We start from the raw sequence: 24,577 nt of genomic DNA on the forward strand, positions 1-24,577 counted from the left end.
CCCAGGCGAATCGAATACGGTGGAGGCAGCAGCCTTCAGGCTGCTGAGAGAAAGAGCCTTTAGACCCGGCCGGGTGCCATCCTTGACGCAGTCAACGGACGAAAAGCGCGAACACAATACCGGCAACACTTGGAACCGATCCTGACCCCATGCAATTTGCCCTCCTCATCTTCGCCATCCTCACGGTCGTCGGTGCCTTTGCCGGCTGGCGAAAGAGCCCGCTCTATTCCCTCAAAGCCACGCTGAAGCTGATCGGCGTATTTCTGTTCATCGTCGTAGTCGTGATGGGCGCGTCGCAGGCGATCGTGAACGGCAAAATCATCCAATCACCGGTCGCACAAGGGATCGCCGGCTTCCTGGCCATCATCGTGCTCGGCTCCGCCGCCAGCATTCTCATCGTTCGCATTACAGACGCTCATGTTGCACAATTGCCATCATCGGCGAAGCTGATCAGCTTCAATCGGCACAAGGTCTACCGCTGGATCTGGCGCCTCGTAATCTTCCTGCTCATCAACGCGGCCGCTGCGCTTGTGCTTCCGCCATCGCTCAACTGGCTGCCAATCGGGCTTGGAGGGTTTATGCTGCTCGCTTGCGGCCCCATGTTGTCCATCGGCTACATGATGGCGCGTCGCAATGATCGCGGTATGACCGCGATCCTGGCCACGCCCTGGGCGCACTGGCAATATTCCCCGGAGTTCTGGGCGCACTGGGCTGAGAACCAGCGCGAATGGGAAAAATCGCAGGAAGGGCCATGGAGTTGGAAGCGCGTCTCGCTCTTCGTCCTATTCTGTGCCGGACTTTTCGCGCTTGGCACTCTCATTTCCGGCGGAAGCGTTCAAGAGAAGCTGATAATCGTTAGCGGACTCACAGGCTTCATTATTCTGCTGGTGCTCGTAGCCTACTGGTTCAAGCGCACCAATTTCGATCGCCGCTATCGAAGCCTCCTCACCGCCGCACCCGAGGCCTGGTTCGGTGATGAAGGTCTATTTTGCAACGGCACTTACATGCCCTGGATTCTTTCCGGGAGATATTTGCTGAAGGCCACGCTTGCCACCGACCCGCCGGCCCACTTGACCCTGATGTTTCAATCCTTCAACGGGTCTTCCTCCACGATCCTAACCCAGCGAATTCCCATTCCCCCGGAACATGCCTCCGACCTGCAGCTTCTTCAGCAGAAGCTCAAATCTCACTGCCCCAGCGCCTCCGTCCACCTCGTTACGACATAGAGGACGGTCTGTACCCATCTTGGCGCAGTCAAGGATGGGAAAGCACGAACCCAATTCACTCCCCTGCTCAAATCAATGTCATTCCGACCGAACGGAGTGAGCGGAGGAACCTGCAGTTGCTTTTCAGCTGTTTCCCGGGATGACCTGGAATCGCCATTGAATCCTTTCCAGGAGACTCCGCAACTTCGCCCCTCTGAGGGTTTTCTCCATCTCCAGAAACGAATTTCCAGTTAGACCCGGTGCGCGCTCGGCTTGGAGCACCCCGCCGCACGAGCACATACCAGCGGGACAGAATTTCGACGTCAAGACTTTGAGACGAGACTCCTGCACCGCCCATCAAAACGGGTAGCATTGCATGTAGCAGAAGTTTTACCGGAGTACAAATCTGTGAGTGATCTCGAAAAACTACGCGGAACCTGGGAGTCGCTCGCGGAGAAGGACGCGCTCTCCGCCATTCTCACTGATGCAAGCAAGGCTGGCGGCAAATGGGATTTGGCGGAATTTTTCGCTACCGGTGAAGCCGAGATCGATACCGTCCTTAACCATCTCAAAACACTCGAGGGGCTTCCTGATTTCCAGGGTGCGGCGTTGGACTTCGGTTGCGGCGTCGGCCGATTGACGCAGGCCATTGCGCGTCGCTTTCAGTCGGCCGTCGGCGTAGACATCTCGGCAGAAATGATTCGCAAGGCTGAATCGCTGAACAAATACCCGCGCTGCCGATACCTGGTAAACTCCAGCGCCACCCTGCCGTTTGCTGACGGCGAGTTTGCCTTCATCTATTGCAACATTGTCCTGCAACACGTACCGCGGCGCTATGCAACGAATTACCTTCGGGAGTTTGTTCGTGTGCTCGACAGCGGCGGAGTGCTGGTGTTCGGCGTGCAGGATTCGTTTGCAGCCCCTGACCTCTCGTCGAAGCTGGTTCGCGTTCGGCACGTGCTCCATCTGCGCTCCCGCATTCGAAGGATACTTGGATCCAGTGCCGGAGACATGCAGATGCATTGCCTCCCCGAATCAGTCGTTCGGGAAGCCCTTGGCACTGCCCGTGTCGCCGATATTCAGTTAACCAATACTGCAGCCAAAGACTTCAACGGCAAACTGGTGTACCTGCAGCAGGCACCAGCAACGGGATATGTCGGCAAACAATATTGCGTGGTCAAGTGACTTGAGACTTCCATCTACTTCCTGTCCAGCCGGAATGCCATCGCCGGGTGCCCCATCCTTGACGCAGTCAAGGGTGGGAAAGCGCGAGTCTCGCCCGCTCTCCGTATCAAATCTCTGTCATTCCGACCGACCCTGAGCGCAGCGAACGGGGAGTGGAGGAACCTGCAGTTGATTTTCTGCTGTCCCGCTGGGATCTCCAAGGCCTGGTGGATTCGGAGTAAAAGGGACCGTCTCATCTTCCTGAAGAGGTGCGCGTTGAACGCTGGTTTGCCTTGCGTCTTGTAAGGTATGCAGGCTTCGACTATCTTGAATCACGAAGACCAACAGACATATGTGCAGAACCGTCATGAATGCCGGCAGAACGATGCAGAGTCGGACCCGTGCGCGCACGCTGTAACCTCGCAACTCGGGATCTACTTCCTGTCCAGCCGGAAGGCCGCCGCCTGAAAGTCTCCTTTGAAATCGTCACTCATATCAAGCCCGTGATTCATCCACCAGGCGCCGCTCGCCATCGCAGGAGTTCCCTTCGCCGCAGCGCCCTCAATCGACGTCAAGGCGTAATTAGCCTTCGGATCGAGCCCCTCCAACTTCAGCCGCGGAAACCCGCGTCCTTCCTGCGTTGAATGAATGAACGCGAACACGACAGACTGGCCCTTGTCGCGATTCACGGTCTGCGTAGCCGAGAACTCGCTCCCATTCCGCGGCGAAATCAATCGGTACAGATCGCCCTGCACAATCGTCGCCTGCACCTGGTGATACGCCGCGATCAGTCGCTTGGCCGTTGCCATCTCCTCGTCATTCCAGTTGGTAATGTTGGCGCCGATGCCAAGCGATCCCTGCATCGAACTCAGCATCCGGTACTGCAGCGAAGTCACGCGGCGCTGTCCCTCAAGATTATGAGGAGAATCCGTCACCCACGCCATCATGATCTGCGGCGTGTACGCGTATGTGAATCCATCCTGCTGCGTGAGCCTGTCAAACGGATCGGTATTGTCCGACGGCCACACCTCGTCCGCATATTGCAGAATCCCCAGATCCACGCGCCCTCCGCCGCCCGAGCAGGATTCCAATTCCACCTTCGGATGCCGCTTCTTCAGTTCCGCAAGAATCGCATAGAGGTTGCGCGTGAACTCCACGTAAACCTTCTTCTGCTCGGCTGGTGGAAGCTGATCCCATCCCGGCTCGCTCCAGTTCCGGTTGTAGTCCCACTTCAAAAACGCAATATCGTTTTCCGTAAGCAGCTTGTCAAGAAATCCAAGAATGTAATCCCGCACATCGGGTCGTGCCAGGTTCAACACCAGTTGGTTGCGCTCCTCCGACCGCGGACGCCCCGGAAAATTCAAAACCCAGTCCGGATGCAGCCGATACAAATCGGAATCAGGGTTCACCATTTCCGGTTCAACCCACAGCCCAAAGTCCATCCCCAGCGCATGCACCTTGTCGATCAGCGGCTTAAGCCCATGCGGAAACTTCTGCGGGTTCACATACCAGTCGCCAAGTCCAGCGTGGTCGTCTTTGCGCTGACCAAACCAGCCGTCGTCCATCACAAAGCGATCGATGCCAAGCGCCGCAGCCTTCTCCGCCAGCGCCATCTGGCCCTCTTCGCTGACTTTGAACTCGGTCGCCTCCCACGAGTTGTAGATAACTGGCCGCGGTTTGGGTGCCTCCTCATCCCCTTCGCCAACGCGATGCGGAAGCACGTGCGCGATCTCGAAGTGATGCAAAAGCCGCGATGCCCCACCCAGCCCATGCGCGCTATATCCGCCATAAAACACAGGCGACTCCAGCTTTTCACCGGGATGCAGCACATATCCAAAATCAAACGGATTGAATCCTCCCGTCACGCGAACCGCATCCAGTTGATCCTGCTCGACGGTTATCCTCCACGACCCACTCCACGCCAGCGCCCCAAACCACACTTCGCCCGCGTTCTCATCCGGTCGGTCACCCGCCTCGATGGCAAACCACGGATTGCCCTGATTCCCGGTGTTCCCCCGCCGGCTCTCAAGCACGCGCGCTCCCGGACGAAGCTGCTCCTGCGTCAGCGTCCACTCGCCCGCCCAGCGGCCAGTCAAATAATTCAGCGTGTAATGCGCCGCCGGCAAAGCCCACGCCGCCGCGGCAGCCTGCTCGATCGTGACCGGCTGCGCCTCCCGGTTCTCAATCGTCGCCGACCTCGCCAGAATTCCGCTGCCCGCGTCAATCGAGTAGTGCAGCGTCACGAAGACCTTTCGTTTGATGTCTTTAAGGACAACATTGAAACCATCCGATGTAGTCTCATGCCGGTCGTAATGCAGCACCAGGTCGCGATTCCCATCCGCGAACGTCACCTTCAGCGCCGGCTCCACAAACAGACCCGCACCCCATCCCGCATACTCCTGCGCAGTGTTGCTGTACGACGAGTCAAACGAAGCCCATTCGCGCGCCGGCACCGCACCCGGAACGCCATCCTCCGCCCCCAGCCGCCCGCCCCAGTAAAGCTGCTGCAATTCTCCACGCGCATTCACGCCAAACGCATACGTAACGTTTCCCCCGTCCAGGCGAAATACCTTTGTGTTTGCGTCGAATGAACCTCTGGACGTCTGCGCGATGGCGATAAATGAAGAGGAAACAACGAGTGCAACGGAAAATATTCTGCGGAACATAAACTCTTTCCTGAAGTGAATTTTCAAACCGCTCATCATAGCACCGGCATCCCCACTTCGCCGCACTTGACCGCCAGCCATTCGCCGTTCACCCATCTGCCATACCGCTTCACAACACTTCTTTTCAGGCTTCAACCGGGGTATGGGCTATCCTGAAGCTGACCTAGCCGGAGGTTCAGGATGCTCTCCCCTACCCTAACCGCGCCAGCCTGTCCCACTCCCGCCGAAACCATCGCGGCGGCGATTGATCGCGTCGTCCCATTGCAGGGACTTCCCTTCGAAGACCGCCTCTGGCTCGCGCAAAACGGCGAAGAGGTCGTCGCGCAGCCCGGCGACATTATGTTCGAAGAGGGTCAGCCCGCCGATCGCATGATCCTCATCCTTAAGGGAGAGATCCACGTACGCCGCCAGCGCGGTGGACCCATGGAACTCTTCATCGGCCGCACCGGTCAGATGACCGGCCTGCTTCCCTTCTCGCGTATGAAGATGTCAGGCGGCCAGGGTTTCGCGATCACACCGGTTTGGGCCTTGCTCGTCCATAAGGAAAAATTCCCTGAGATGCTCGCGGCCATTCCCTCCATGACGCAACGCGTCGTCTCCACCCTGCTCGACCGCGTGCGCGAAGTCACGCGCATCGAACAGCAAGCCGAAAAGCTCACCGCTCTCGGCAAGCTCGCTGGCAATCTGGCTCACGAGCTCAACAATCCCGCATCTGCCGCCCAGCGCTCTGCCTCCAGCCTGGTGATGGAGCTCCGCTCGAACCGCGAAAACCGTTTCAAGCTCGTCAGCCTCGCCCTCACCGAGCAACAGACCCACGGCGTCGAGGCCTGGGAACAGAAAATCATGAGTCGCTCCACTCGCCAGGACGCAGGCCAGCAGATCCAGCTCGAAGAGGAACTCCGCAACTGGCTCACCGCTTTGCCCTGCGAAGGCGCTTGGGAAGTAGCCGCTCAGCTCGCGGAGCAGCGCGCCACCGTCGCCGACCTCGAGGAACTTCGTGCACTCATCGGCTCCGACGAAGCCTGTGTTTCCCTGCAATACTTCGCGCGCTACTTAAGATCCACCCGCTCTGTCGATACTCTGCTCAACTCAACAGCGCGCATCTTCGATCTCATCAGCGCCGTCAAGGCGTACTCCTACATGGACCGCGCTCCCATTCTCGAAGTCGACGTACCCGCCGGCCTCGATGCAACCATCCAGATGCTTCAGTCGCGCATGAACAAGGTCGTGATCGAGCGCAATTACCAGCCCGATCTGCCTCGCATCAGCGCTTATGGCAGCGAACTGAACCAGGTTTGGACGGCACTCATCGAGAACGCGCTCGACGCCCTCGCAGAAACAGATCACGGCGGCAAATTAAAGCTCACGTGCCGCCTTGAAGGCGAGATGATGCTGGTCGAGATCTGGGATACGGGCCCCGGCATTCCTCCCGAGTTGCAGGACCGCATCTTCGAGCCCTTCTTCACCACCAAGGCGCCCGGTCTGGGTCTCGGTCTGGGCCTCGACAACGCCATGCGCATTGTGCGGAAACATCGCGGCCACCTGAGCGTCCGTTCCGATCCGGGGTCAACCTGCTTCCGCGTTCGCCTCCCGCTCGACCAGCTTCAGGCCTATTGACGCAGCAAGACTGAAAAAACTCCGCTCGTTCACACCATAGGAGCTTTCCAGCATAGGAGCCTTCCAATGGCCGATTCCGTGTCTACCAGCAAAAGAGTCGAGACGACCCTAACCACGATGCTCTACGTCCGACGTAGCGCCGCAGCGCTGGACTTCTACCTCCGCGCATTCGGTGCAACGTCCATCGAACGTATGGACAATGAGGATGGCAGCGTCATCGCGCACCTCGACGTGGGCAACGGCGACTTCTGGGTCTCAGAGGAATCGCCGGTCCACCAGAACTTCAGCCCCGAGTCGCTCGGCGGCAGCACCATGCACATGGTCCTCATCGTCGACGATCCCCACACCCTCTTCGATCAGGCCATTGCGGCCGGTGCTACTTCCATCAGCCCCGTGCGCGACGAGTCCTACGGATGGCGCATTGGCCGCGTCCTCGATCCCTTCGGCCACCACTGGGAAATCGGCAAGGATCTCTCGGAGCGATGATGGAACTGGAAGGCAAAGACCTGAAAGCGCCGGAGACCATCGAGACTGAACGCCTTCTCTTGCGCAGACCCAAACGAAGCGACGCCCAGGCCGTCTTTCACCGTTACGCCTCCGACCGCGATGTCACGCGCTACCTCAGTTGGCCCACACACCGCAGCGTTGCAGACACTCTCGCATTTCTCGCCATGAGCGACGACGAGTGGCAGCGCTGGCCCGCTGGCCCCTACCTGGTGCATACGCGAGATAGCGACGTCGCCGGAAAGCTCGTGGGCAGCACTGGCCTCTTCTACAAGAGCCCCACCCGCGCCATCACCGGCTATGTTTTTGCCAGGGATGCATGGGGCCAGGGCTATGCCACTGAATCTCTGCAGGCCATGGTCGACATCGCGCAGCAGACCGGAGTCGAGCGCCTCGAGGCCATCTGCCACGCCGAACACGCCCCGTCCGCCCACGTCCTCGAGAAGTGCGGCTTCACCCGCGAGGAAGTCCACCGCGAGCACTTCGTCTTCCCAAATCTAAAGCCGCAAAAGAAAAGCGACATCTTCAGCTACGTCCGCTGTTTTTGATTCGCTCTTCACCGCCGCGCAGTCTCAAGCCCATCTCATTCGCCAGCGCAGTCTCAAGCCCGTGTCATTCGCCGCGCAGTCTCAAGCCCATGTCATTCGCCGCGCAGTCTTAAGCCCGTGTCATTCCGACCGACGCGAAGCGAGTGGAGGAACCTGCAGGTGCCCTTCCACTGCCCCCGCCAGATCCCGCAAGCTCTCATTTGCAACGAACTCCAACTGACGGCCTTTCGTCACATGACGACATCTCGTCATCGTCACTTCGCCACTCTCTGCCGCCGCCGACCCGTCGCGATCTCGCAACTCAAACAACCACAATGCCGAAGCCACCTGACGCTCGTTTGGCACGCGTCGTGCATCTTCCATGTGCGTCGCAAGGCTGTGAACCAATCCACCTTCGGAGGCCCACCATGCTGCACCTGGCAATCTCCTGCTCGTCTTACTTGATATTCTTCCTCGCCAAGGCCCTGATGCCCACTCAGCCGGCGCCGTGGCGTGCACGGGAAACCCACTTGAACCGGCTCCCCCGGCCCTAAGCACGATTACCGGCTGCGTAGCAGCACGACCGTTGCATCATCCACGTCCGGGGATCCGCCCACGAATTCCTTTACCTGGTTCACAAGGCCGTCCACGCAAGCTCCCGGGGCAAGAAAGTGTTCGCGAAGGCGATCGGCCCCAAACTCCTCGCTCAACGTGTTTTCGGCTTCCGTAATCCCGTCCGTATAAAGCACCACATGCGTATCGGCCGAGAGCGTAATGGTCTTCTCCGGATACACTGACTCCCTGAGCCCCAGTGGCAGACCCGTATCAAGTTCAAGAAACGCCGTCTTGTGATTCACAACCAGCGGATGCAGGTGCCCCGCGCTCGCCAGTGTCAGCTGCCGCGTTCGCGCATCCAGCACTCCATAAATCATCGTCACGAATTTGCCTGCCGGAAAATCCTCAATCAAAGCCCGATTCAGGCGACCGAGCGTCTCCGAGGGCGTGGGATAAAGCGGCGCAATCGAACGCAGCAGCGCCCGCGTGGCCGACATCAACAGCGCCGCCGGCATTCCCTTCCCTGACACATCACCGAGGGCGATGCCGTACCGATCCTCCCCAAGACAAATAAAGTCAAACCAGTCGCCGGCAACCGAACCCGCCGGATGCCATGCCGTCTCCAGCGCAAACCCCGGAATCAAGGGCACCGGCTTGAGAAACAATGCCTCCTGGATAGCCCGCGCATCGGCCGACTCCTTCTGCAATCGCTGCCGATGCTCCCGCTCCAGTTGCAGAATGCGGGCATTCTCAATCGCAATCGCGATGTGGCCTGCGATCGCCTCCAGAACCGTCAACTGGTCCGGCGAAAATGCATTCAGTTCCTCGTGATCGATCGAGAGCACGCCCATCACGCGTTCACCCGTCCTCAGAGGAATCGTCACCGAAGAACGCGTTCCCGGTTCGCATGGAATAAAGTACGGATCCACGCTGACGTCGGGAGCATAGCGCATGCACCCTGAAGCCCCAACGTGCCCCACCATTCCCTGCGTGCCGATCTGCAGCCGGTTCCCCTTGGAGAACTTCGTGCAGCCACACACGCCCTGCATGACCATCTCGTTTGCGTCGTCGTCACGCAGCCAGACAGCCACTTCAACGCTCCCAATCGAACTGGCAATCTCTTTCACCACGCGATCGACAAGAGTCTCGAAGTCCAGGGTCGAAGCAATCAGGTGCGTGGCCCGCTGCAGCTTCATCAGCGTCTGTGTAAAGTCTGCGGATGAGTGAATGCGGGCTGGGATGAATGCGCCACGTGGACGACCTGCACTGACTGAAGCCATGGAAGTCCCCTTTGCCCTGGGCGGGCGACACCTGCTTTATGGATGCCCGGAAAAGCAACATGATTCAACACTTTTGCCGGCCTGAAGCGGTGGGCCAGGAGGTGAGGCCATCAGCTTCTGGTAGAAATCTATGTAACCTGCAGCGGAGGTCGACCATCGTGATTGCCCGCGGGATATTCCTTTTTCTGGTATGCGCGCCTCTCGGTCTCTCTGCCCAGGAGATGCGCGACCACCCCGTCCCGGCCAGGCTCGGCACCGTGTCGTTTCACATCTCCTGCGCTCCCGCAGTCCGTGCGGAATTCAATCGCGGCGTCGCCTTGCTTCATTCCTTCGCATTCGCGGCCGCCCACACTACCTTTCGCAAAATAGCCGCCAAAGACCCTCAATGCGCCATCGCGCACTGGGGCGTAGCGATGTCCGATTTTCACGAGCAATGGGAGCCGCAACTGCCGCCCGCAACATTGCCTGAGGCAAAGCATGAAATCGAATTGGCGCAGACCCTCGGCTCGCCGAGCACGCGCGAACGCGAATACATTCATGCGCTTTCCCTTGTGTTTGCGAATTCAGATACGGTTCCCTTCGCTGCCCGTGATCTGAACTACGAACACGCAATGGCCGAATTGGCACGCGACAACGACGACGTCGAAGCCCAGGTCTTTTACGCCCTGTCCCTGCTTTCAAATGTCTCCCTCGCGGACAAAACCCACGCGCGTCAGAAACAGGCGCTCGCGATTCTCGAGCCGCTCGATCGCAAATATCCCGATCACCCCGGGATCACGCATTACATCATCCACGCCTGCGACAGCAGCGAACTCGCCGAACGGGGTCTGCCGGCCGCCCGCAAGTACGCGCAGATCGCGCCCGATGCTCCTCACGCGCTGCACATGCCATCGCATATCTTCACGCGTCTCGGCCTGTGGCAGGATTCCATTGCGTCGAATCTGGCCGCAGGCAAGGCTGCGCGTGATCAAGGCGACCTCGGTGAAGAACTTCACTCGATGGACTATCTCGTCTACGCCTACCTTCAACTTGGTCGTTATGATGACGCGCACCAGGTTCTCGACCATCTCGCAAGCATGAACAAAGCCATCAGGGGCGACTTCAAGTCAGGCTACGCCGCGACCGCCATGCCCGTGCGATTCGCCGTCGAACAGGCCAGGTGGGACGAGGCAGCAAACATCCAGCCCATCCCAGGTTCCCCGCCGCACGTTGCGGCCATCGCCGTATGGGCGCGCACATTGGGTATCGTGCGCGGTAAGCAGCCGGCCGATGTAGGCGCTAATATTACGCAGTTGCAAAAGTACGAAGATGACTTGCATCGCGCGGGTAACGAATATTGGGCCGCGCAGGTGCACATTCTGGCTTCGGAAGTGGCTGCCTGGTCAGCCCAGGCAAACAGAGATCCTCAAAAAGCCCTGACCGAAATGCGTGCAGCCGCCGACCAGGAAGACGCGATAGAGAAATCCCCCGCCACTCCCGGCCCCATCATCCCCGCCCGCGAACAGCTAGGCTACCTCCTGCTCCAGCAGCATCACCTCTACGAGGCTGGCGTCACATTTCGCAAATCCCTTGTGGATGCTCCCGGCCGCCGAGGCGCCATAGAAGGCTTGGGCCTGGCGTTGTTGACGAAGAGCGAACGGTAAACCCACCTGGTGTCCGGCCTCTAAAATTCGCATCACAATTGATCTGTCATCCTGCGATTTGCCCTCTGGCCTGGAGAGAGCGTGCATCTGTCATCCCAGGTCAGCACTGTCATTCCGAGCGACCACCGGGAGCCGAGGAACCTGCAGTTGCCTTTTCACTGCAACGGGAACACCTCCGGACTCGTGTGTCGGGGTACGACTCGGAGTACCCTCTGGGTTGCGGCAAACGCGCAGGAAAAATCAATCGGCTTTAGCCCCTGAAGGGTTTCCTTTTCAGATTCGGGATGCATTGGGCACGCTCTCACACCGACGATGCAGCATATGTCAAATCAACAAAGCCGTTCTTGTAAGCGACAACATTCCTCAAATCCCAATTTGACTCTGTCAGGAGACCGCCAAAGAGCCGAAGCCCGTCACCCAGCAGAACAGGCGCAATGGTCAACCGGATTTCATCCACCAGTCCGAGCGAGAGAAAACCCTGGCACAGCATCGCCCCGCCAACCAGCCAGATGTTTCGATATCGCGGCGCAAGTTTCGCACGAACGAGCGTTTCAAGATCGCCCGAATAGAATTCGACGCTCTCCCTCGTCGACGGCCATGTTCTGCCGGTTACCGCCACTGTCGGAGTATCGCCATAGGGCCAGCCCAGTTCAAGCGCGTGTTCATACGTTCGCGAACCGAGTACATAGCAGTCGATGCCTTTGACGAAACTCGCAGCTTCCTCCTCCGAAATGGAAACCCCGGATTCGTAGACGCTCCCATGCACATCGAGCCAGGAGACATTGTTGTCCTTCCTCGCGATGAACCCATCAAGGCTTGAAACCACATGCAATGTGACTCGTGATCCCGTTGCATTTCCCTCGCCCGGCATAGTTCCTCCCGCCCTTGGCTCAACGTCCGGTTGGCCCCACAATCCGACCAAACTGCTCGCCTTGAGCGCTCAGTCGCCGGATCCAGCTAGCCCAATCCACTTAGGTGCGATTTCTACAAACCAAATGCTGCGCGAATCTTTGCAAGGAAATTGACAATCCTCTGGCGCGCGTCTCCCGAACCGAGCGCTTCGAAGGGCACGTATCCGCGGTAGCCGTGCGAGTCGATGATGGCCTTGATCCTCGCGAGGTCGGTAGGCTCCGGCTTGCCGTTGCGACCCACCTCCTCCTTGATCTGCCAGGAAACGGCGTACGGGACCAGCTTCTCAATCTCGGCGTAGGGATCACCGGAGCGAAGACTGCCAATGTCGAGAATTGAGGCGAACCACTCCGAATCCACCGCCTCAATCACGCGGATAGTCTCCGCCGCAGTCTTAAGGAAGTCGTTGTGCTGCTGCAGGCCCACGACAACGCCGTGTTCCTTGCCAAACGCCGCACACTGCTTGAAATCGGAAACAATCCACTCCTGCGCCTGGTCGAACGTGTACCCGGCGGGCCGCTCCGGTCCGGCAAATACGCGAATCACGGGTGCACCCAACTTGCTGGCCACAACAATCCAGTCCTTCACCATCTCTACATCGCGCTTCCGCGCGGCCTCGTCTGCCACCGCAAAATTGTTTCGTACTCCGGTGCCGCTGATGGCGACTCCGTTCACAAAGGCCTTCCGCTTCAGCGCGTAGATGTGCTCATCCGTGGGGACGTTGGGATAACCGGGAAAGTAGTAGCCGGTTGCATCCAGCGCGTCCACACCATTCATTGCGCAGAAATCCACGGCATCCGCCAGCGTCATCGTCCCCGCAAGAAGCGGCCCGTTGAACGAGAAGGCATTGAGACCGAGCTTGAGCTTCACGCCGGCCTGGCGAGAAATGGTGTCGCCCACTGGAAGAGCCGAACCCGGAACGGCAGCCATCGCGGCCACTCCTGCAGAACCAGCAAGAAATCTGCGTCGATTGATCATGCGTCCGGATAATAACTGATGCTATGAGGCAAGCAAAAGTGCAGAAGAACGCGGGCAGAGTATGCTCCCGCGCGCTGAAGCAGACAATAACCCAGCCGCTACTCGCTGCGGTGATTATGACTGCCGAATCCATCCCTACTCGAACCTCAACCTGCCTCCTTCTTTTCCGGGTCAAGATCAGGCATAGGAAAGAGGCACTATCCGTTCTCGTCAGCGTTTCCGACCGGAAGCAACCAAGGTTTTGCAATCCTGGTTCTAAGCAGATCGTGCTACTCCGGATGCACGCTGGCTAGCCCGGTAGCCCACGGTTGGCTTTCTCACTTCCCCCAGAAAATTGAAGAGCGGGTCAGCACAGCTGATTTTGGAGGACAATCATGTTGTTAGCCTTCAGGGTTTCCGGCCTTGCCGGTGGCCTCGCGTTCGTTTCCAGCCTTGCGGCAGTTCCGCCCATTTCAGCCCAGTCAGCGTTGGCGCACATCTACGTGCAGTCCGCGGGAAACGCTGGGCCGGTCTATGGATACACCGCATTGTCCAACGGCCAATTTACTGCAATCTCCGGCTCGCCCTTCAAGCCGGGAACCAAAATTGTCGGCGGAACAGGTTCGAAATTCTTCACCATCGGCAAGTCCCTTCTGCACAGCTATGCAGTGGGCTCGAACGGAGCGCTCGGTTCCCAGTTATCGCAGGTCGGTTTCTTCAACTACGCCGGCGGATCGTGCGGCAGCAGCACCAACGCGGTCGGCGCCCAGGCCGCGCTCGATCACACTGGAAAGACCGCCTATGTGCTTTTGCAGGGCGGAGGCGATCAGCTGTGCACCACCTACCAGACCTACAACGTGAACAGCGACGGCAGCTTCACCTTCAATGGAGACTCGCAGGTGAGCGTGCAGTCGGGGGCTATACGACCCTTCCTTCCATTCTGGGGAACGAGACGTTCGCATACGCTGACAACTTCTTCAGCTTCAACAATCAGGTGATCGGATTTCAGCGGCAAAGCACGGGGACACTCCAATACTCCGGTTCTCTGAATCCAACGTTCAGCGGCAGCAAGAGCTATACGGCGTATCGGCCAGACGCCTCTCCCACCGAAAACTTCGTCGTTCTGCAGGAATATCTGAACGACAGCGGTTTTCCCCAGCTTGGCAGCTTCAGCGTAGGCCCGAACGGGGCGCTCACCAGCACGAATACTTCCGCCAACATGCCGCAGACGAATCTGCAGGTGACCGAGTCCGCTTTCTCCCCAGACGGAGTTTTCTTCGCCATCGCGGGTGACTACGGGGGGAACCCGGGCAGCGGGCTCCAGATCTACAAGTTCAATGGAGCCTCTCCACTAACCCTTTCCTGGAATACTGTTACGGATCCGATCGACCAGCTGGCATGGGACACCAGCGGGCATCTTTACGCCACGTCAACAAGCGAGAACAAGCTTTTTGTCTTCACGGTGAACTCGCAGATCATGGTGCGGTCAGCGGTCATTTCGATCCCGAGCCCTGTGAATCTGGTCGTGGTGAGCTCCACCGCGGCCTCCTGCGGCGAGACCACTTTGAATGCCATCAACATTTGTTCACCGACAGAAAACTCCGCTGTGTCTTCGCCGGTGCAGATCAATGCAGCGGCAAACATGGATGGCGGAGTATACCGGTTTGAATTGTGGTCGGGCAGTACGAAGCTGATATCCGTGCCCTTCAGCGGAACTATGAATCAGCAGCTCGCGCTGGCTTCCGGAACATACCACCTGACCTTCGCCGCACGTAATTCGGCTGGTCTGAAGGTGACCGCAACCCGAGACATAACAGTGAAGTAACTGTTGCCCCCAATCCCGTTGAGCGGACGGGCCGATTGATTCCCTTCGGTCCGCCAAACACGGGCACCAGGATTTCGTACCTTGCGCCCGCCAGTCCAGCGTCTTGACCCACCGTTGATTGTGGGAACAACTCTCCTTAGATCGCGAGAATTTCCCAAGGACCGCCCATCCTGACGTAACCTCGAAACGCCAAAACGGGTTAGTTCAGGGTTGTCCGCGATCCTCCCCAGAGGCATCTACGGTCTTTTCAACAAATCAGCGCACACCGATCACACGTGGGTTCACGCGAGCTAAAGATAAACTGGATCAGCCTCCGTCGGGGTCTTATCGTTCAATCGGAAGGGAAACGCATGTATGAAGCTGAAGCCAGTGTTTTGGCCAGTCACCGCAGTGGCGCTTTTCCTGACCGTATGGGTAAGCTGGCTACGTCTGCGAGACAAAACGATTACTGTCTCTATGCTCTGGGAGTGTGGTCTACCTGAACACTTCGACGTCAGCGACTTTGTCAGGAACAACCCTGAGGCCAAGCCCGTGACGCTGCACTTTGCCCGGTATCCCAATATTGTGAACATTGAGGCCCAACCTGGGCTCTGCGATGCGCTGAAGGCTGCGGGGAAGCGAGTAATACCAGTCGCCATACAGCCAATTGGTGAACCCTTTGGAAAGATTTCTGGATATTCCATTCTCTACGTCGATGGCCACGATGTACGCGGCCCCTATTCCCTGGAAAATGGCAATTTGGGAGGTTATGCGCCCCCACTTGATGAACTTCTGCGATGATGGCTTTCTCCGTTGGTTCCAAGGCACTGATACTGCGATTTCGGGTCCGTGACCCCTATGCGGAAAGTAACGCAGAAAACGGAAAGACGGGGGGGGTATTTCCGGATCGACCGTATGATCCGGGTTAGGCTCCCGAAAAGCAGCTGAGAATCCAAGCACTCGTTGTAGGGATGACTTTCGGCCTCCCTCTCAGAATCAGAGGCTGTCACCATGGCAGATATTGCGCAGTCAAGGGATGCAATGGTCGTGGATATCGAAAACGTGGAGCGGTTGTGGAATGATGCCATTCTGAGAAGGGATGTTGACTCTGCTGCAAGTTTTCAAGCGTCAGAATTCAAATTAGTCATTGGGGTCGAGGGTCAATCTCTACAGGTGATACCGAAGGAGCTATGGCTCTCCGCCCTACCCCGTTATGTAATCCATGACTACGAAATTACGGATATGCATGTGTCTATCTGGAACGACCTGGCGGTCGTGACGCTCGCCATCACCCAAGCTGCAGAGCCCCTGAATGGTCGCGACATCAGTGGCAACTTTCTGATTACAGATATTTGGGTCTTTCGAAATGAAAAGTGGCTGGTAGCCGAACGCCATTCGTCTCGTCAGGAGAAAGCTTCAGTTGCGGTGCGAGAGGCATTTCAAGCATTCGACAAAGGCCACTGAGACTCCAGGGGTATTTTCGGAAGTTGCGGTCGAGTAACCGCCTACCCAGTAATAACCCAATTTCGGTACAGACCGGTGTGGTTGATGCCATCACACAAGTTTTAAGAACCACTGCAGGAAAACCAGGATCAGTATTTCCCGGTTGTCCGCCATGCTCAGAACGACACATCCGCCGGTTCCGTCACCCGCATCACCGACTGGTCGCCGGTCTTCCACTTCCACGCCGACCGGATCGCTTCAATCTTCGCGCGGTTCTCCGCCGTGTCCGGGTAGTCGATAATCAACATCTTCGACCGCAGCCGCTCCGGCGTAGTCTGGCTCTTCCCCTGCCACTGTCCATAGACATCCACCACGCTCAATCCGCCCGGGAACCGCGGCGTCACCTCCCGGTCGAGGAATCCCCGCCAGCTCGCTTCGCTCACGCCCTGTTCTGGATGCTCAACCGGCCCCAGTCCAAAGTACAGCTTCGTATCCACCCAGCCCCTCGTCTGGCCGGGGTGCGCCGCGTCTCCTTGTAAGGTGGGCGCGGTCACTGCTGAAGGCGCGATCGGTCTGTGCGCACAAGCTGCCAGCGCAAGCGCCAGAAGTGGCGCGAGAAATACGCGACGGACGTGCATGGAGGCCCCCGGGCCCGACAGGCGAAATCTACTTTTCTACTTCAACTCCACGCCAGAAAGCTACAAATCCTTTGATCTTGCGGGCTGCAGGTTTCGGGTCAGGATAGTACCAGGCCGCGTCCGGATTGTCCTGTCCATCGATATACAGGCTCAAATACCGCGCCTGCCCCTTCCAGGGACAGGTAGAGGTGGTGCTGCTGGGTCGGAAGTATTCCCGCTTCAGGCTGTTTTCCGGGAAGTAGACATTTCCCTCGACGATCTCTGTAGTTTCGCTCTCGGCAATCACTTTGCCGTTCCAAACTGCTTTTGCCATGATCTTTCCACACCGGCATTCGCCTCATAGCTTTACTGCCTGGGCGAACGCTAACCGTTAGAACAGTAACAGAGATTAGATTCTGTGGCGAGTGCGCTGGATTCCGCCAGACAGTCAAATCTCAAACTGTCTAACCAAAAGGGCAATGTCAAGTCCCCTTCCTTTGAACCATGCCCTAAGTTCCTGATTCCAAATGAAAGATTCCTGTGCCCGTTTTGCAGGTTATTTCCCGATTCGGAGCAGAATGAAGTCAGCAATCGGAAAGACCTTCTTCTGCCGCAGATATTCTGAATTCGGGCAACGCAGCAGGCAAGGTCTCCCTGATCAGGCGAATGCGTCCCAGCAAGTCCTTTGGCAAGAAACCTCTACGGCTAAGCTAAATCCGTAGAAGCACTTAGCGACAGCCCCCCTCCGTAAACCTCGGAAAATAGAACACTCGCTCTAGGAGACCGGGTCATAGGGGGTAGGATATCTCGCAACACTACATTCAGGTGCCCCAGATGTCGTCTTAGCCATCTGGGGATAACGCAAACCCGAATTGACCGGCTGGCTGGCTACTTGGCCGCTTCGATCGAGTCGATGTGTACTGACTTCTTGTCGCTGTCGGCGGTTGCTTTGACGGTGACGTGATCGCCATAGTACTTCTTCACGGCATCGGGATTGTCGATGGTCCAGACCTGCTTCTGGCCTTCATCCACAAACACCGGTGTCATACCGCCATCGATGCATTTTTTCACGCACGCTGCTCCCGACCCCGCGTGCTTGGCGCCGCACATCGAGTCGGAAATCCAACCGTTGATGGTCTTCGAGTCAGCAGCATTGGCCGCGACGGCGGCAAACGCGAGAGCAACTACCAGCATTGCGATGATACGTTTCACTTGTGACCTCCATGGGGATATCTAATCTTGCCGACCCTGATCATGCGCTACCGGACGCGCGTTGCACAAGGCCGCCGCAAAAACGATTCCGTCCGATGAACTACCTGACCTGCCATTCTTGACCCGGCTGCAATCTCTGACGGCGCGCTTCGACATTCTTGAGAACCCCCTCGTACCGCGCTGAAGCCGCCGTGAACCGGTTCACCAACTCCGAAGTCTTGTTGAGGAAAGTCGGCATCTTCTCGCGGATCGGTTCAAGAATAGGTGAGAACTTGGCAAGAAGGAAAAAACCTTCGGCATTGCAGTCGACAAACAACTCGGCCGACACAGCACCATGCAGCACCATCGCAGCAGCCATCTCCCAGTACGTCACCACCTGCCGGAAAAAAGCGTTGTGCGGATCGGCCGGATTCTGCGCCACTGCAAAGAACTCCTCCGGCGTATTAGGCCAGAATTCTCCCGTCATAAAGGCGCGCGCCTCGCGCATCAGCGGTTCCGTGCGCAATTGATATAGCTTGAGAATAATTTCAGCATCAGCGGGAGTAGCGAGCATCCGTTCCATTCGTGATAGGTCTCCGCTGCCAATGTTACCGGATCGCATCGAAGGGTGGTGCCTGATTGCGCCGGAGAATGAAGATGTGGCGCGATCGGAAAGATCGCGCCATGCTTGGATTGAGCCAAAACCCGCCTACAATCAGGCCGGCTGCAATTCCTTCTTTGCGTCCGGATTCTCAATCACCGGACCATGCGTCTCGGCCGTAGGCGGCGGAGGCGCATCCCCGATCCGCTTCGAGTAGTGGCAAACCACCGCAGCTCCCGGTTCGGGCTCGGCCGTCTTCTTGCCCTTCTTCGGCTTGACCTCTTCTTCGGCGCCCCTCTTCTTGTTGGGGCACTCGAGGAAAATACCGCTCTTGAGCGTCTTCTCGATCAGATAGGGATTGCCGCACTCCGGACACTTTTGCGCAACCGGCTTGTAGTTCGACGTGAAGTCGCATTTCGGATAATTGGTACAGCCCCAGAAGACATTTCCGCGGCGCGCCTTGCGCTCGGCAATATCGCCCACACCGCACTTGGGGCATTTCATCCCTTCGATCAGGTTCTGCTTCACGTACTTGCACTTCGGATATCCCGAGCACGATACAAACTCTCCGTACGCCCCCTGTCGCAGCACCAGCGGCTTGCCGCAAACCGGGCACGCTTCGCCGGTCGGCTGGGCAGTGTTCTGTTTCTGCTGCTGCTTCTGACTAAGTTTGCGAATCGTCTTGCATGGCGGATCGGCTGAGTAATCCGGGCAACTCATGAACGGCCCCCACTGGCCGTTCTTCAGCACCATCTCCTTGCCGCAGTTGTCGCAAAACTCTTTTTCAGGAACGTCGTCTGCACCGGGCGCGCTCAGATCCGGCTTGGCAGCGAAATTCTCCTTCGTGAAGTCGCAACTCACTTGCTCGACAAAAATCTTCTTGCCCTTCGTCGCCAGTTCATCTGCCGCCTCGCCGATCGCGGCAACCAACGCCTTCGTGTCCGCCACTTCTTTTGAGAACACGTTCGTGTCCTCCACGGTGGCGCGAACCGTCATCGGAAAATGAAGCGCGGTCGTGATCTTCTTCGTGACCGCCTTCGCATCCTTCTTCCATGGGCCCATCGCAACCGTAACTGGCTTTTTCTTGCTGAAGTTCGAACAGGAGTAGAAGCTGCCGAATTTGCCCCACTTCAGAACCAGCGGACTTCCGCACTTGTCGCAGAACTCGTTCGTCGGTTCTTCCATACGCTTGATGTCTTCCATGTGCTTGCCTGCAACGGCAAGCTCCTCTTCGAAATGGTCATAGAAACCATTCAACAGGTCAGTCCAGCGCTCCTCGCCGTCCTCGACCGCGTCCAGTTCGCTTTCCAACTTCGCCGTGTATTGCATGTCGAAGATGTACGGAAAGTTGTCCACCAGCAGCTTAGTCACAACCGTGCCAATCTCTGTCGGCACGAACTTCGCCTGAACCTTCTTCACATACTCGCGATCCTGGATGGTGTTGATGATCGAAGCATAAGTCGACGGGCGACCGATACCCTTTTCTTCCAGGACCTTCACGAGAGACGCTTCGTTATAGCGCGGAGGCGGCGACGTGAAGTGCTGCTCATTCTCAAGCTTTTCCAACTCGAGGGTCTTCACGTTGTCCAGGTTCGGAAGCTTGTTGGCCGACTCATCATCGTCGTCCTTCTTGTCCTCTGAAACCTCGTAGACCTTGAGGAAGCCATCAAATCGAACGACGGACCCGCTGAGCCTGAAGTCATAGGTTTTGCCGTTCTTCTCAGATACCGCCGCAATCTTCGCTGTCGTGACGTCGAAAATGGCAGGCACCATCTGCGATGCGATGAACCGTCTCCAGATCAGCGTGTAAAGTTTCAACTGCTCGTCGCTCAGATAGCGTGCAATGGATTCCGGCGTACGCGATGCATCGGTCGGACGAATCGCTTCGTGCGCATCCTGCGCATCCTTCTTGCCTTTGTATTCATTAGCGGATGCAGGCAAATATTGCGCGCCCAGCGACTTCTTGATCCACTCGCGCGCGCCTTCAACTGCTTCCGGCGAAACGCGCGGCGAATCGGTACGCATATATGTGATCAGGCCCGTGGTTCCATCGGCGCCGATCTCGATGCCTTCATAAAGCCGCTGCGCGACTCCCATCGTGCGTCTGACATTGAATCCGAGCTTGCTTGCTGCGTCCCTCTGCAACTGGCTGGTGATAAATGGAGCCAGCGGCCTTCTCTGTTGCTCTCGGCTCTGTACCGATGCCAGTGACCACGTTGCCTTCTCAAGAGCGGAAAGAACTTCCTGCATCGACTTCTGATCAGGCAAAGCATTAGCAAGGAACTGGTCTTTCCCATCCTTGTCCTTGCCGTTCGCGACGCGCACCGGTTCGCCATCGATACCGACAAATCGCGCTTTGAAGCTCTTGTCGGCCTGACGCTCGGGGTGCAGCAACGCGTCAAGCGTCCAATACTCCACGGGCTGGAATGCATTGATTTCGGCCTCGCGCTCCACGATCAGACGCACGGCCACGGTCTGGACTCGGCCCGCCGAAAGTCCCCGACGGACCTTGTCCCACAACAAAGGAGATATCTGATAACCAACAAGTCGATCGAGCACACGTCGCGTCTGCTGGGCATCCACAAGATTCTGATCAACGTCGCGAGCGTGATTGAAAGCTTCCTGAACCGCCTTCTTGGTGATTTCGTTGAAGGTCACGCGGCGAATCTTTTTACGTTCCTTCGCGTTCGTTCCCAACTGGATCGCAAGGTGATAGGCAATAGCCTCGCCCTCGCGATCAGGGTCAGGCGCCAGGTAGATCTCGTCCGCGCCGGCAGCGGCTCTCTTCAGCTGCGCTACAACCTTTTCCTTGCCTGGAGACACGATCAGAGTCGGTACGAAGGTGCGGTTTTGCAGCTCCACCCCGATGTCGTTCTTCGGCAGGTCCATGATGTGCCCGATTGACGCCAGCACTTCGTAGCCCTTGCCTAAATACTTTTCGATCGTCTTCGCCTTCGCGGGAGATTCGACGATCACGAGTGATTTGGTCATTGCCATCCTTGATTCCGTACTACTCTACTCCATCCGGCCTGTTGGACTCGGATAAAGGTCTTTCCGTTTCTTTTGCGTTTGTAAGAAAGTCTTCACAGGTGTAGAGAGGCTGACTGCCTCGCTTGGCCTTCCCCACCTAAAATGGGTCGCAAGATTTGCAAGCTAACATGGAAGGCATCTTCGTTTCCACTCCAAATCGATATTTCTCGCCGCAAAATCGTTTGCATGGTACCGTGCAAAGTTTCTGAAATGTGTGGCTCATCGCCTCTCGCGCACCATCGAAAATATTGCGCGATGTCCGTCGTCAACTACAGCGTGCGAACATAGTTCTTTCCCGGCAAGCAGCGTACGCGGCCGCTCATTTCAAGTTCAAACAACGCCGTAAACACCTCGGACGACGTCAATTGTGTCTCGAGTTTTTCAAGAATCTCATCGATTTGCAGCGACTCGTCGGCGCGCAATGCATGCAGCACAATACCCTCTTCCGGCCGCAGCACCGGGTCCGGCAGAAGAGATGCCATAACCTCAGGTTTGGATTCAGCACCAGCCTCGCGCTCCAGTTGCAGCCGCACCTGCGAAGGCAGATCCTCCCACACGTCTTCCCAACTTGCGACAAGCTTGGCACCCTGTTTTATCAGCGTGTTAGGCGTCCACGAGTTTTTCGCAGTAACGTTGCCCGGCACGGCATAAAGGTCCCGATCCTGCTCTGCTGCGCAGCGCGCCGTCACGCGTGTGCCAGAGTTCTCGCTGGCTTCCACCACAAGCACGCCGATGCTGAGTCCGCTGATGATCCGGTTGCGGCGCGGGAAGTTCTGCGGCGCGGGAAAGGTGCCGATTGGCATTTCGCTCACAATCGTCCCTCCCGTCGCAATGATCTCGTCCGCTAGCCTCTTGTTTTCCTTGGGATAGACCACGTCGATGCCCGTTCCCCATACAGCAATGGTCGGCGTGCGCGCAGCGAGCGCGCCCTTGTGCGCACAAGTGTCGATTCCGCGTGCCATGCCACTCACAATAACCAGGCGCCGCGCTGCCAGATCGCGCGACAACATCTCGGCCACGCCCGTTCCATAGGGCGAAGGATGACGCGTTCCCACCACCGCGATCGATGGACGTGTCAGCAGTTGCACCGCTCCGCGAACCCACAACACCGGAGGCGGATCGTAGATTTCCTTCAGCCTCTCGGGATACTCCGCGCACGCCAGCGTCACGATCGAACCGCCATGCTGCACAATCTTGCCCCACTCCTCGTCCGCTGCGCGTCGGGCCTTGCCGTCAAATATGAACTGCGCCGCATCCGCTGGAAGGCGAAGGCCCTCAAGCTCGGTCAGTGTCAGGGCAAAGATCTGGTCCGGCGTATGCAGTTGGGCGATCGCATCGACAATGCGCTTCGGTCCAAGGTTCGGGGTCAGCGCCAGGGCCAGCATGGCTAATTGGCTTTCCTCGATCTTCGTACCGGAAAGGGTTGATGTGTTTCTAGTTGCTTCGTTCAATATTGACATCTACATACGCGCTTCATGCGCAGGCACACGCGTGCTTTCCTTCAAGTTAGCCTAAAGAGATCTCTTTAGTATTTGAGGCTCACATTAAGCTGACGCGACTTGGAAGTCAAGGTGAAGGGTGTGACCGCGGACACGCATCTGCAGAGTCTCAAAGCCCGGGTTGATAGTCTAAAGAGCAGAGTGAATTCAACTTCGCAACCTCGAATTCGTGTCGCCGCCATTCGTTTTCTAAATCCCGCACCGCTGATGTGGGACTTCGAACATCCGCCCCTGAACGCCGAATTCGCCGAGCGCTATGACGTCCAGTGGATGCTTCCCTCGGAGTGCGCGGATCGGTTGGCTGGCGGCGCTGCGGATATCGGCCTCGTTCCCATCGCATCTTTGGCGACGACGCCGGGACTGCGCATTTTGCCCGGATGCACCATAGCCTCCAAACAGCGTGTCCGCTCCCTGCTGCTCGTGCGGCGCGCAAATCAGCCGCTCGCAAATCTGCGCAGCATCGCCGCCGATCTGGCAAGCCGCGCGACACTTGCGTACACGCGCATCATGTTTCACAAATGGGGTAATGCAGCCGTGCCCTATGTTCCGATGACGGCGGATCTTGATGCCATGCTCGACCGTGCCGATGCCGCAATTCTCATCGGCGATCCGGCTCTCATGGCACTCGAAGAGCGCGCCAATCGTTTCGAGCGCACCGCGGAAGAGCTTGTCTATCACGATTTGGCCGAAGAATGGCGAACGCTCACCAGCCTTCCCTTTGTCTCCGCAGTCTGGGCGGCTGCGCCGGGCAGCCCTTTGGACGAGCGCGTTGGCCGGGATTTCATTCGCTCCCGTGATCACGGCCTCGAAAACATCGACGCGCTGGTCGCTCAATGGTCGCGCCAAATGCCGCTGTCCGAAGGCACAATCCGCTCCTACCTCACGACCAATATCCACTACGTTCTTGATGAGGAATGCATTGAAGGCATGCGTGGTTTTTTCCGGATGGCCGCTGAAACCGGCGTGTTGCCCGAATATAACCTGCCATCGAAGCTCGAACTCATCGCGCCCGCCACCGGGGACTGAAACGCGGCTATCCAGTGCCTTCAATACGTCTGCTCCGCGCCCCAGGAGACCTCCAACTGAGGCAAGCCCACTGCGTCGAGCCGCGCGTAGAGAAGCTTATCCGCGAATCGCCCTCCGGGAAGCAGGCTCGCTGACCGCTGCACGCCCTCTTGAATAAAACCAAGATTGAGTGCAATGCGGCGGCTGGCTTCATTGCCACTGGCGTGGGTCAGTCCCACGCGGCGCATCCCCAGCACTTCGAACGCGTACCGTAGCAGCGCATTCGTGGCTTCGGTTGCCAGGCCGCGGCCGTGTGCGTTCTTGCGAACCCAGTAGCCCGTGTCGCACTGGCGTGCCGCC

At 57.8% G+C, this 24,577-nt stretch carries 22 protein-coding genes; 11 read left to right on the forward strand and 11 right to left on the reverse strand.

What is annotated here, in order from left to right; genetic code table 11:
* Positions 1–149 precede the first annotated feature (149 nt).
* Complete coding sequence (locus VK574_RS10205; protein WP_472799737.1) at positions 150–1,226, forward strand: hypothetical protein; 1,077 nt, start codon at positions 150–152, stop codon at positions 1,224–1,226.
* A gap of 387 nt (positions 1,227–1,613) precedes the next feature.
* Positions 1,614–2,390, forward strand: a complete 777-nt coding sequence (locus VK574_RS10210; RefSeq protein WP_472799738.1) for a class I SAM-dependent methyltransferase — start codon at positions 1,614–1,616, stop codon at positions 2,388–2,390.
* Between the two features lie 413 nt (positions 2,391–2,803).
* Here VK574_RS10210 and VK574_RS10215 read toward each other — a convergent pair whose 3' ends face one another.
* Complete coding sequence (locus VK574_RS10215; protein ID WP_472799739.1) at positions 2,804–5,035, reverse strand: alpha-galactosidase; 2,232 nt, start codon at positions 5,033–5,035, stop codon at positions 2,804–2,806.
* 180 nt (positions 5,036–5,215) lie between these two features.
* Between VK574_RS10215 and VK574_RS10220 the strand changes: the two genes are divergently transcribed.
* From VK574_RS10220 to VK574_RS10230, 3 genes are all read left to right on the forward strand, one after another.
* Positions 5,216–6,652 (forward strand): ATP-binding protein, encoded by a 1,437-nt coding sequence (locus tag VK574_RS10220; RefSeq protein WP_472799740.1) that lies wholly within the window; start codon positions 5,216–5,218, stop codon positions 6,650–6,652.
* Between the two features lie 66 nt (positions 6,653–6,718).
* A complete protein-coding gene (locus VK574_RS10225) occupies positions 6,719–7,138 on the forward strand; it encodes a VOC family protein (protein ID WP_472799741.1) in 420 nt (139 codons plus the stop codon).
* Entirely contained in the window at positions 7,135–7,704 is a 570-nt protein-coding gene (locus VK574_RS10230) for a GNAT family N-acetyltransferase (RefSeq protein WP_472799742.1), read from the forward strand. The genes VK574_RS10225 and VK574_RS10230 overlap by 4 nt, the downstream gene beginning before the upstream one ends.
* A 539-nt stretch (positions 7,705–8,243) precedes the next feature.
* On the opposite strand, the gene VK574_RS10235 is transcribed toward VK574_RS10230, so the two are convergent.
* Positions 8,244–9,518, reverse strand: coding sequence for a PP2C family protein-serine/threonine phosphatase (locus VK574_RS10235; protein WP_472799743.1), 1,275 nt, complete (start codon positions 9,516–9,518; stop codon positions 8,244–8,246).
* A 158-nt stretch (positions 9,519–9,676) separates the two neighbouring features.
* Between VK574_RS10235 and VK574_RS10240 the strand changes: the two genes are divergently transcribed.
* Positions 9,677–11,161: a hypothetical protein gene (locus VK574_RS10240; RefSeq protein ID WP_472799744.1), complete on the forward strand. Its 1,485-nt coding sequence runs from the start codon at positions 9,677–9,679 to the stop codon at positions 11,159–11,161.
* A gap of 301 nt (positions 11,162–11,462) precedes the next feature.
* Here VK574_RS10240 and VK574_RS10245 read toward each other — a convergent pair whose 3' ends face one another.
* Together VK574_RS10245 and VK574_RS10250 are read right to left on the reverse strand one after the other, a co-directional pair.
* Positions 11,463–12,032, reverse strand: coding sequence for a dihydrofolate reductase family protein (locus tag VK574_RS10245; RefSeq protein WP_472799745.1), 570 nt, complete (start codon positions 12,030–12,032; stop codon positions 11,463–11,465).
* Between the two features lie 113 nt (positions 12,033–12,145).
* The gene (locus VK574_RS10250) at positions 12,146–13,048 is read right to left on the reverse strand and encodes a TIM barrel protein (RefSeq protein ID WP_472799746.1); all 903 of its coding nucleotides are present in this window, start codon (positions 13,046–13,048) and stop codon (positions 12,146–12,148) included.
* A gap of 374 nt (positions 13,049–13,422) precedes the next feature.
* On the opposite strand from VK574_RS10250, the gene VK574_RS10255 reads away from it, so the two are divergent.
* The 4 genes from VK574_RS10255 to VK574_RS10270 all read left to right on the forward strand — a co-directional run bounded on the left by VK574_RS10255 (position 13,423) and on the right by VK574_RS10270 (position 16,295).
* On the forward strand, positions 13,423–14,025 hold the full coding sequence (locus VK574_RS10255; protein WP_472799747.1) for a hypothetical protein: 603 nt from the start codon (positions 13,423–13,425) through the stop codon (positions 14,023–14,025).
* Positions 14,022–14,852 (forward strand): Ig-like domain-containing protein, encoded by an 831-nt coding sequence (locus VK574_RS10260; protein WP_472799748.1) that lies wholly within the window; start codon positions 14,022–14,024, stop codon positions 14,850–14,852. Before VK574_RS10255 ends, VK574_RS10260 begins: the two co-directional genes overlap by 4 nt.
* A 354-nt stretch (positions 14,853–15,206) precedes the next feature.
* On the forward strand, positions 15,207–15,632 hold the full coding sequence (locus VK574_RS10265) for a hypothetical protein (RefSeq protein ID WP_472799749.1): 426 nt from the start codon (positions 15,207–15,209) through the stop codon (positions 15,630–15,632).
* Between the two features lie 210 nt (positions 15,633–15,842).
* Positions 15,843–16,295 (forward strand): nuclear transport factor 2 family protein, encoded by a 453-nt coding sequence (locus VK574_RS10270; RefSeq protein ID WP_472799750.1) that lies wholly within the window; start codon positions 15,843–15,845, stop codon positions 16,293–16,295.
* Between the two features lie 155 nt (positions 16,296–16,450).
* On the opposite strand, the gene VK574_RS10275 is transcribed toward VK574_RS10270, so the two are convergent.
* The 6 genes from VK574_RS10275 to dprA all read right to left on the reverse strand — a co-directional run bounded on the left by VK574_RS10275 (position 16,451) and on the right by dprA (position 23,164).
* Positions 16,451–16,912 carry a DUF3574 domain-containing protein gene (locus VK574_RS10275; RefSeq protein WP_472799751.1) on the reverse strand — a complete coding sequence of 154 codons (462 nt, stop codon included), beginning with the start codon at positions 16,910–16,912 and terminating at the stop codon, positions 16,451–16,453.
* Positions 16,913–16,940: 28 nt separating this feature from the next.
* Complete coding sequence (locus VK574_RS10280) at positions 16,941–17,225, reverse strand: DUF427 domain-containing protein (protein WP_472799752.1); 285 nt, start codon at positions 17,223–17,225, stop codon at positions 16,941–16,943.
* A 554-nt stretch (positions 17,226–17,779) separates the two neighbouring features.
* Positions 17,780–18,103, reverse strand: coding sequence for a hypothetical protein (locus tag VK574_RS10285; RefSeq protein WP_472799753.1), 324 nt, complete (start codon positions 18,101–18,103; stop codon positions 17,780–17,782).
* Between the two features lie 100 nt (positions 18,104–18,203).
* Positions 18,204–18,665, reverse strand: coding sequence for a DUF4760 domain-containing protein (locus VK574_RS10290; protein WP_472799754.1), 462 nt, complete (start codon positions 18,663–18,665; stop codon positions 18,204–18,206).
* Between the two features lie 132 nt (positions 18,666–18,797).
* Positions 18,798–21,674: a type I DNA topoisomerase gene (gene topA, locus VK574_RS10295; protein WP_472799755.1), complete on the reverse strand. Its 2,877-nt coding sequence runs from the start codon at positions 21,672–21,674 to the stop codon at positions 18,798–18,800.
* Positions 21,675–21,982: 308 nt separating this feature from the next.
* On the reverse strand, positions 21,983–23,164 hold the full coding sequence (dprA, locus tag VK574_RS10300; RefSeq protein ID WP_472799756.1) for a DNA-processing protein DprA: 1,182 nt from the start codon (positions 23,162–23,164) through the stop codon (positions 21,983–21,985).
* A 189-nt stretch (positions 23,165–23,353) separates the two neighbouring features.
* Here dprA and VK574_RS10305 point away from each other — a divergent pair, with 189 nt between their 5' ends.
* On the forward strand, positions 23,354–24,238 hold the full coding sequence (locus VK574_RS10305; RefSeq protein ID WP_472799757.1) for a menaquinone biosynthetic enzyme MqnA/MqnD family protein: 885 nt from the start codon (positions 23,354–23,356) through the stop codon (positions 24,236–24,238).
* 20 nt (positions 24,239–24,258) lie between these two features.
* On the opposite strand, the gene VK574_RS10310 is transcribed toward VK574_RS10305, so the two are convergent.
* Positions 24,259–24,577: GNAT family N-acetyltransferase (locus VK574_RS10310; protein WP_472799758.1), on the reverse strand; the 319-nt coding region annotated here is incomplete at its 5' end.

Origin of the sequence: Occallatibacter sp. (assembly GCF_035317045.1) — a bacterium.
Lineage (GTDB): Bacteria > Acidobacteriota > Terriglobia > Terriglobales > Acidobacteriaceae > Telmatobacter.

Coding starts and splice junctions, on each gene's coding strand:
- VK574_RS10225 (WP_472799741.1), top strand. CDS start 6,719: ATGGCCGATTCCGTGTCTACCAGCAAAAGAGTCGAGACGACCCTAACC.
- VK574_RS10290 (WP_472799754.1), bottom strand. CDS start 18,665: ATGGAACGGATGCTCGCTACTCCCGCTGATGCTGAAATTATTCTCAAG.
- topA (WP_472799755.1), bottom strand. CDS start 21,674: ATGACCAAATCACTCGTGATCGTCGAATCTCCCGCGAAGGCGAAGACG.
- VK574_RS10220 (WP_472799740.1), top strand. CDS start 5,216: ATGCTCTCCCCTACCCTAACCGCGCCAGCCTGTCCCACTCCCGCCGAA.
- VK574_RS10250 (WP_472799746.1), bottom strand. CDS start 13,048: ATGATCAATCGACGCAGATTTCTTGCTGGTTCTGCAGGAGTGGCCGCG.
- VK574_RS10235 (WP_472799743.1), bottom strand. CDS start 9,518: ATGGCTTCAGTCAGTGCAGGTCGTCCACGTGGCGCATTCATCCCAGCC.
- VK574_RS10230 (WP_472799742.1), top strand. CDS start 7,135: ATGATGGAACTGGAAGGCAAAGACCTGAAAGCGCCGGAGACCATCGAG.
- VK574_RS10215 (WP_472799739.1), bottom strand. CDS start 5,035: ATGTTCCGCAGAATATTTTCCGTTGCACTCGTTGTTTCCTCTTCATTT.
- VK574_RS10275 (WP_472799751.1), bottom strand. CDS start 16,912: ATGCACGTCCGTCGCGTATTTCTCGCGCCACTTCTGGCGCTTGCGCTG.
- VK574_RS10280 (WP_472799752.1), bottom strand. CDS start 17,225: ATGGCAAAAGCAGTTTGGAACGGCAAAGTGATTGCCGAGAGCGAAACT.
- VK574_RS10255 (WP_472799747.1), top strand. CDS start 13,423: ATGTTGTTAGCCTTCAGGGTTTCCGGCCTTGCCGGTGGCCTCGCGTTC.
- VK574_RS10205 (WP_472799737.1), top strand. CDS start 150: ATGCAATTTGCCCTCCTCATCTTCGCCATCCTCACGGTCGTCGGTGCC.
- VK574_RS10265 (WP_472799749.1), top strand. CDS start 15,207: ATGAAGCTGAAGCCAGTGTTTTGGCCAGTCACCGCAGTGGCGCTTTTC.
- VK574_RS10270 (WP_472799750.1), top strand. CDS start 15,843: ATGGCAGATATTGCGCAGTCAAGGGATGCAATGGTCGTGGATATCGAA.
- VK574_RS10245 (WP_472799745.1), bottom strand. CDS start 12,032: ATGCCGGGCGAGGGAAATGCAACGGGATCACGAGTCACATTGCATGTG.